Origin of the sequence: Hydrocoleum sp. CS-953, from assembly GCF_002260545.1 — a bacterium.
Lineage (GTDB): Bacteria > Cyanobacteriota > Cyanobacteriia > Cyanobacteriales > Microcoleaceae > Trichodesmium.
Window position 1 is genome coordinate 1 of record NZ_LGSU01001017.1, and the last position, 6,093, is coordinate 6,093.

A 6,093-nucleotide genomic window follows, 5' to 3' on the forward strand; every position below is an offset into this window, starting at 1 on the left:
ACCAGGTACACGGAGTACGGACGGCCAAACTGTAGGATTATTTGCTGCGGGTAGAAGCACTTGTCCGTCAAAGAAGGCTTCTATGTATACTTGGTTATAGCCTTGATTAACAATTTTATCAAGTATCCTATCAATTTCTCCTGGTCTGGCATCACAAGGATATATTCGTAACCAAATACCTTGATTCCTCGGCCAATTTCTCAGGCGACAATTGCCAACTTCTCTGCTATGTTGAATATGAATATCTTGATATTGTTTTTCTGCATCTTTATCTCCTCCTAAAACTGCTTGACGAAGATTTTCTTTTTCGGCGATCGCTTCTGGTGATAACCGACAATAAATATCTGTTTGTGCTTGTGCTTGTGCTTTTGCAGGAAACCAGAGGTAGGAATTTAGTATCAGACTAAATAAAATTGCTCCTAAATTACTTATATGGAAACATTTTTTAGTTTTAATTTTTGTCATGGTAGTTATTTCAGTTATCAGTTATCAGTACCTCAGTAGACATTAGAGAGAAGTTATACTAATTCCCATGCATTAATGCTATACTTAATTAAAACTTCAGTTATTAAGTAATTACTTTAGTAGAATAATTTTTGGGTTGATTTTAGGTAAGTTAATTTTCATTATTCTTTAATTTTTTCTTCTCCCGTACGGACGTTGCACAGGCAAAAATGCGTTTTCCGTTCCGGAATGCTCCGCAAACATGTCGCGCAGCGATACGTCCCTAAATTCCCCTACTCCCCTACTCAATCAAATAAGGGTTTTAGGACTTCCTTATAAGGGATAGCTTTAAATTTTATCTATAATAGCAATCCTATTTTAGTTGTAATATTTTCCTGGCAGCGAGGAGTCAGAAGTCAGGAGTCAGGAGTCATAATTTTCTAGGTTTTTAGCCCAGAAAAACTATTATAAAAACTATTAAGACCTATTTAGGATTGCTATAGATATTATTTTGTGGTCATTAGGAAGAGAATGAATTTTTTTTGTAGAGATTTTCTTTTGTTAGGATTGACCGTTTATATTAGAGTTATTGGGAAAAATTTTGAGGATATTTGCTAGTTTTTATTCCTGCTTTATCAGAGTAATAAAATATAGTCAAACAGCCATAATTATAATGAAATATTTTTCATATTCTATGGCTAATTGAACTAGAATCGACTAATTAATAGATCTTACTGAAGTTTTTAGAAAATTTAGAGAATTTAGAGAATTTAGAGAATAATATATTTGTAGGAAAAAATCAGTCAGAAATTACTTCTAACTTCTGACTTGTGCCTAGCACTATACTCCACGCTTTAACGCAAGCTCTACTTGTCTAAACTCTTGTTCTAAACGTTTCTTTAATTTCTCAGGAACAGGACGATTGGGATAAGAACTATAATGTCCTGCTAAGGAGTTGAGAGCAGTTCGCATAGTAGTAAATGAAGGTAAATTAGCTACAGAGTCATTTCGTCTGTAGACGGAGGCATAATCATTAATTATTTGACGTGCTATTGCTTGAGCTTCACTTTTAGCTTCTGTATTTTCTGGTAACTCAATAGCTGTTCTTAAGCTGTTGATTAAGTTTAATGTATCTTCTGGATAATTTCCACTTAAAGTTGCAGGGTTATTAGAACAACCCATCAAACCTATAACACAAACAAAAACTAAGGCTAGTAGACGAGAAATCAAACGTTTCATGGAACTTTCTTTTTTACTATGGTATCTGACTTATATGGATTATCTCATAGTTTGGCTTATAGTGCTACGCGCAAGTCAGAAGTCAGAAGTCAGAAGTAATATTTATAAGTTGAACAATTTGATAATTAGACCTCTCCAGAAAATAAACTTGCTCTTTATTTAAGATAAGCTAGATTTGCCAAATTTAGTTAAAAAGATTATTTTTCATATTTTTTTCGTTAAAATGCATTCTTTTTACCCTACCATTTGCAACAAGTCTATATCTTTTTCACGCCTATGTCTATTGATAACTGAAATGATCATAAAGTAATTTTAAGTGGTTATTCCACAGTCTAGGATGCGAAACTATTTGCAATTTATGACAAGTGAAATGCTACAGCGTACTTAAGATTCAAATTGATATTTTCTGTACTATAATTCTTTCTTTTTGTCAAACATTAGAACTCTGGCAAAAATAACTAAGTAATTCTGCGCATATAGCCTTTCTCAAGCGTGTGAGGTACATTTATAGAAGCCCTAAGCGTATCTTGGGCTTTGTTGCGAGTTTTTGGCTCAGTCCTCAGTCCTCGTAGGGGCGTTTTCCTGACGGAATNAACGCCCGTACAGTCCTCAGGAGATTAAGAAATACTCAGAGGGGAAAAAGGTAGAATAAGCGGCTCCCATCTCCCCACCCGGACTACACGGACCACACGGACCACCCCCATCATGTATAAAAAAATAAATACCTTCAGGGGTTCTATAGCGCTGTGCTCCGGGAACAGGCAACAGGGAACAGGCAACAGGGGGAATAAATTGCCGATAATATAGAACCCCTGAAAGGATCTATTTAAAAACAGAGGAGGGAGATGGGGAGATGGAGAGATGGAGAGATGGGGAGATGGGGAGATGGGATGTATTAGATATCTCCCACTCATCCAATCATCAAATCAATTCTTACCCATTTTTTATCAATTACTTTTCCCTCCAACCTATTTTCTGGAGATACCAAATGGCTTCTATAAGACTTCTAGCTCTTTTGCCCCTACTACAATTTGTAAATATACCAGCGCTCATTGCTATATCTTTTGTATCTTTTGTCTTTTTATTTAGAGCTTGGTGATTAAATATTACAGCATTGACAGATAAAGGTTTTAGCCTTTGTAGGTCAAAAAAAAGTACCTAGTTTTCAGCTCTTTATATCATGTCTGTTTGAATAGTTATAAATAAGGAGGGAGGAGTCAGTCCTCGTAGGGGCGTTTCATGTCGCTGCGCGAAACGGCCGTTAGCTTCGCATAACTATCGTTAACGCCCGTACAGGAGTCAGGAGGGAAGAGAGGAGAAAGAAAGTATATGCATGAGAACGTTTTTTTTATCACTAATTATCCGGACATAATATTACACTCAAAAAGTTAGGATTTTGGGGAAGAGTTGAGCAAAAAAAATTACTCCCCCTATTCCCTACTCCCTACTCCCTACTCCCTACTCCCTAGTTACCTAAAAATCAAAGAAATAACTAATCTTCCCTGACTGTACTGAAAGAATTTGAGTATCCTGCAACCACTGACCATCAAAACATCCCAAATGAGTAGTAGTAATCAAAGTTTGAAAACGGTCAGTAATTGCTTCTAATAATTGATTTTGTCGATGCAAATCTAATTCTGCTAAAACATCATCCAACAATAACAATGGCGGTTCCTGAACCACCTGCTCAATAAGTTGCAATTCAGCTAACTTCAAAGCTAATACTAAAGTACGCTGTTGACCCTGGGAACCATATTGTCGTGCTGGAGTATCATTAATNATCTAATTCTGCTAAAACATCATCCAACAATAACAATGGCGGTTCCTGAACCACCTGCTCAATAAGTTGCAATTCAGCTAACTTCAAAGCTAATACTAAAGTACGCTGTTGACCCTGGGAACCATATTGTCGTGCTGGAGTATCATTAATAGTAAAATTTACATCATCCCGATGGGGACCTACTACCGTAGTCCCTTGATATTGTTCGGCGATCGCCCGTGCTTTGATTTTCTCTAAAAAAGCTTGACGTACTCCCTCCAAACTATCCTGTATAATTAACTCCTTACTATCAACCGTTACGTTTGCCAAATATTCCATCTGCAAAACTTCTTTACTCCCACTAATAGCACGATGCCACTCAGTTGCTAACGGTGCCAATCTTTGCAAAACCCTTTCTCGTCGCCGAATTACTCGCGCTCCAGTAGTTGCTAACTGAGCATCCCACAAAGCTAACTCTTGAGCAGGAATAGAATATAATGAACCCTGACTTTCTGCTGCTATCTTTTGCTGACGAATTTTCTTTAATAAAGCATTGCGCTGACGGAGAACTTGATTATATTGTTGGAGAATGTGAGCGTATACAGGTTCGAGTTGCACCAAAAGTCTATCTAACCAATGACGACGAACTTCGGGTCCTCCTCTGACTAAATCTAAATCTAGACTAGAAAACTGCACCACATTCAGAATACTTAAAAAGTCTAAATGGCGACGTAAATTTTCACCGTTAACTGCTACAGTACGTCTACCTTGACTCCGCAAAGTTAGGGTTAAGTCGATATTTCCCAGTTGTCTTTCTAAAGATGCTTGAATTTGACCTGCTGGTTTGCTATCTTGGATGAGGTCGCGATCGCGAATTGCTCGGTGAGACTTGAGAGTTGAAAGTAATTCTACTGACTCTAGGAGATTAGATTTACCTTGAGCATTATCTCCGACCAAAATTGTTTTGGCAGCATCAAATTTAACTTTTTGGTCTTGGTAGTTCCGAAACTGTCGTAAATGTAAATGTCTCAGGTACATACTTTAGAGGAAAGAGGAAAGAGGGAAGAAGGAAGCAGGAAGAAGATGACAATGTTTGAATATTCAGAAAGGCAGTATAGTATATGTGGAAAAGTCAATTACTACAACGTCTTAGTTTCTAAAGGTCAAACACTGAGTATAATTATACTAACAGGACTTACGCAAAGACACCATATATAGTGGGTTGCCAATAGAGCGATTGCTGACGCAAAGCTCCTAAGTACACCATAATCTTTTAAGCGATCGCCGAGTCTCTCCGATTTGATCTCTATCTATAAAAACTTAAACAACCNCAGGACTTACGCAAAGACACCATATATAGTGGGTTGCCAATAGAGCGATTGCTGACGCAAAGCTCCTAAGTACACCATAATCTTTTAAGCGATCGCCGAGTCTCTCCGATTTGATCTCTATCTATAAAAACTTAAACAACCGTCATTTTAATTGCAGGGTATTTGAGTTGAGATACTAGATATTTATATAATAATTGATGTTTCACACTTATCAATAGTTTTCCCTAGAATATTTGCCATTTTTTTCAAATGATTCCAGACTAACATAGCACAAGTAATGTGATTTTTGGGAATTTTTGCCCTACGGCACTGGCAAGACTCGAGCCCTGGAGCGTTGTTTAATTCTGGCGTGAAATTCCTCAATTTTNGTACTTTGATGACTGATGTCATTAGTAACAATATATTCTGCTGAAGTTGGTGGCAACAGTAACCCCAAATAATTTCACTTTTTGATCTCAAAGGAATTCCTTTAATCTTAATAATTTTGCCCAATATTAATTCTAACTGATTCCATGCTAAGTCTTCGAGTTTTTGAGATTTTTTTACTCCCTCAGTATCGTCTACGCGCGCGATTGCTTTTTAACGGACAGTAGTAAATTTTACCTAAGTTATCTATTAAAGCCATTAGTCTTTGGGTTCCAGACCAGCTCTCCATTAATACTATTTTTACTGGTATTTTCTTCTTGTTTACTACATCAATCATCATTTCTTCTACATGATCTATTTTACTTTTTTGATCACTCTCTGGATGATAAATACGATAATCTATAATCCATGCATTGTTCTGTTTGAGGATTAAAATATAAAATTCACTATTCCTATTCCACGCACTATCCCATGTTCGTTGCCACTATACTGACGTCGGACAAGTGCCTCTTTCAGAGGAGCTTCGCTATCAATTTTTTGGGAATATTTTTGATGAATAACCGTGTCATCAATGCAGCAAATAACCATCTTCAGTAGTTACAATTTCTTCCTTCACATTTTCCCACAAAATTCCTGCTCCTAAATCAATATTTTTGTATGGGACGGTTAATTTGATCGTGGCTAACTTGTTCCTGGTGGTTAGCAAGATTTGTTAAGGTGTAATTTTTCTGACTACTTATTAAAGTTCATTAAAAACTCGGAATTAAAAATTAATGTTAGACTTAATTATTATACAAAATAATCTACATAAATCTCAATCAAATTTTTCAGTTGATGATAATTTTGTTGTGGTTCAAGCGATCGCTTAAAAGATTACAGCGTACTTAGGAGCTTTGCGTCAGCAATCGCTCTATTGGCCATACACTATATATAGTGTCTTTGCGTAAGTCCTGA

Annotated in this window: 1 protein-coding gene and 5 pseudogenes; all 6 read right to left on the bottom strand. The window is 36.6% G+C overall.

Annotated features, from left to right (window positions below; translation table 11 throughout):
- Positions 1–465: pseudogene (locus AFK68_RS14640) on the bottom strand (hypothetical protein); the annotation flags it as partial.
- Positions 466–1,284: 819 nt separating this feature from the next.
- On the bottom strand, positions 1,285–1,683 hold the full coding sequence (gene psb27, locus AFK68_RS14645; RefSeq protein ID WP_094673443.1) for a photosystem II protein Psb27: 399 nt from the start codon (positions 1,681–1,683) through the stop codon (positions 1,285–1,287).
- Positions 1,684–3,156: 1,473 nt separating this feature from the next.
- Positions 3,157–3,462, bottom strand: a pseudogene (locus tag AFK68_RS14655) (DNA replication and repair protein RecF); the annotation flags it as partial.
- Between the two features lies 1 nt (position 3,463).
- A pseudogene (gene recF, locus AFK68_RS14660) lies at positions 3,464–4,480 on the bottom strand (DNA replication/repair protein RecF); the annotation flags it as partial.
- Positions 4,481–4,904: 424 nt separating this feature from the next.
- Positions 4,905–5,140, bottom strand: a pseudogene (locus AFK68_RS41755) (IS701 family transposase); the annotation flags it as partial.
- Between the two features lies 1 nt (position 5,141).
- Positions 5,142–5,879 (bottom strand): annotated as a pseudogene (locus tag AFK68_RS14665) (IS701 family transposase); the annotation flags it as partial.
- Positions 5,880–6,093 lie beyond the last annotated feature (214 nt).

Coding starts and splice junctions, on each gene's coding strand:
- psb27 (WP_094673443.1), bottom strand. CDS start 1,683: ATGAAACGTTTGATTTCTCGTCTACTAGCCTTAGTTTTTGTTTGTGTT.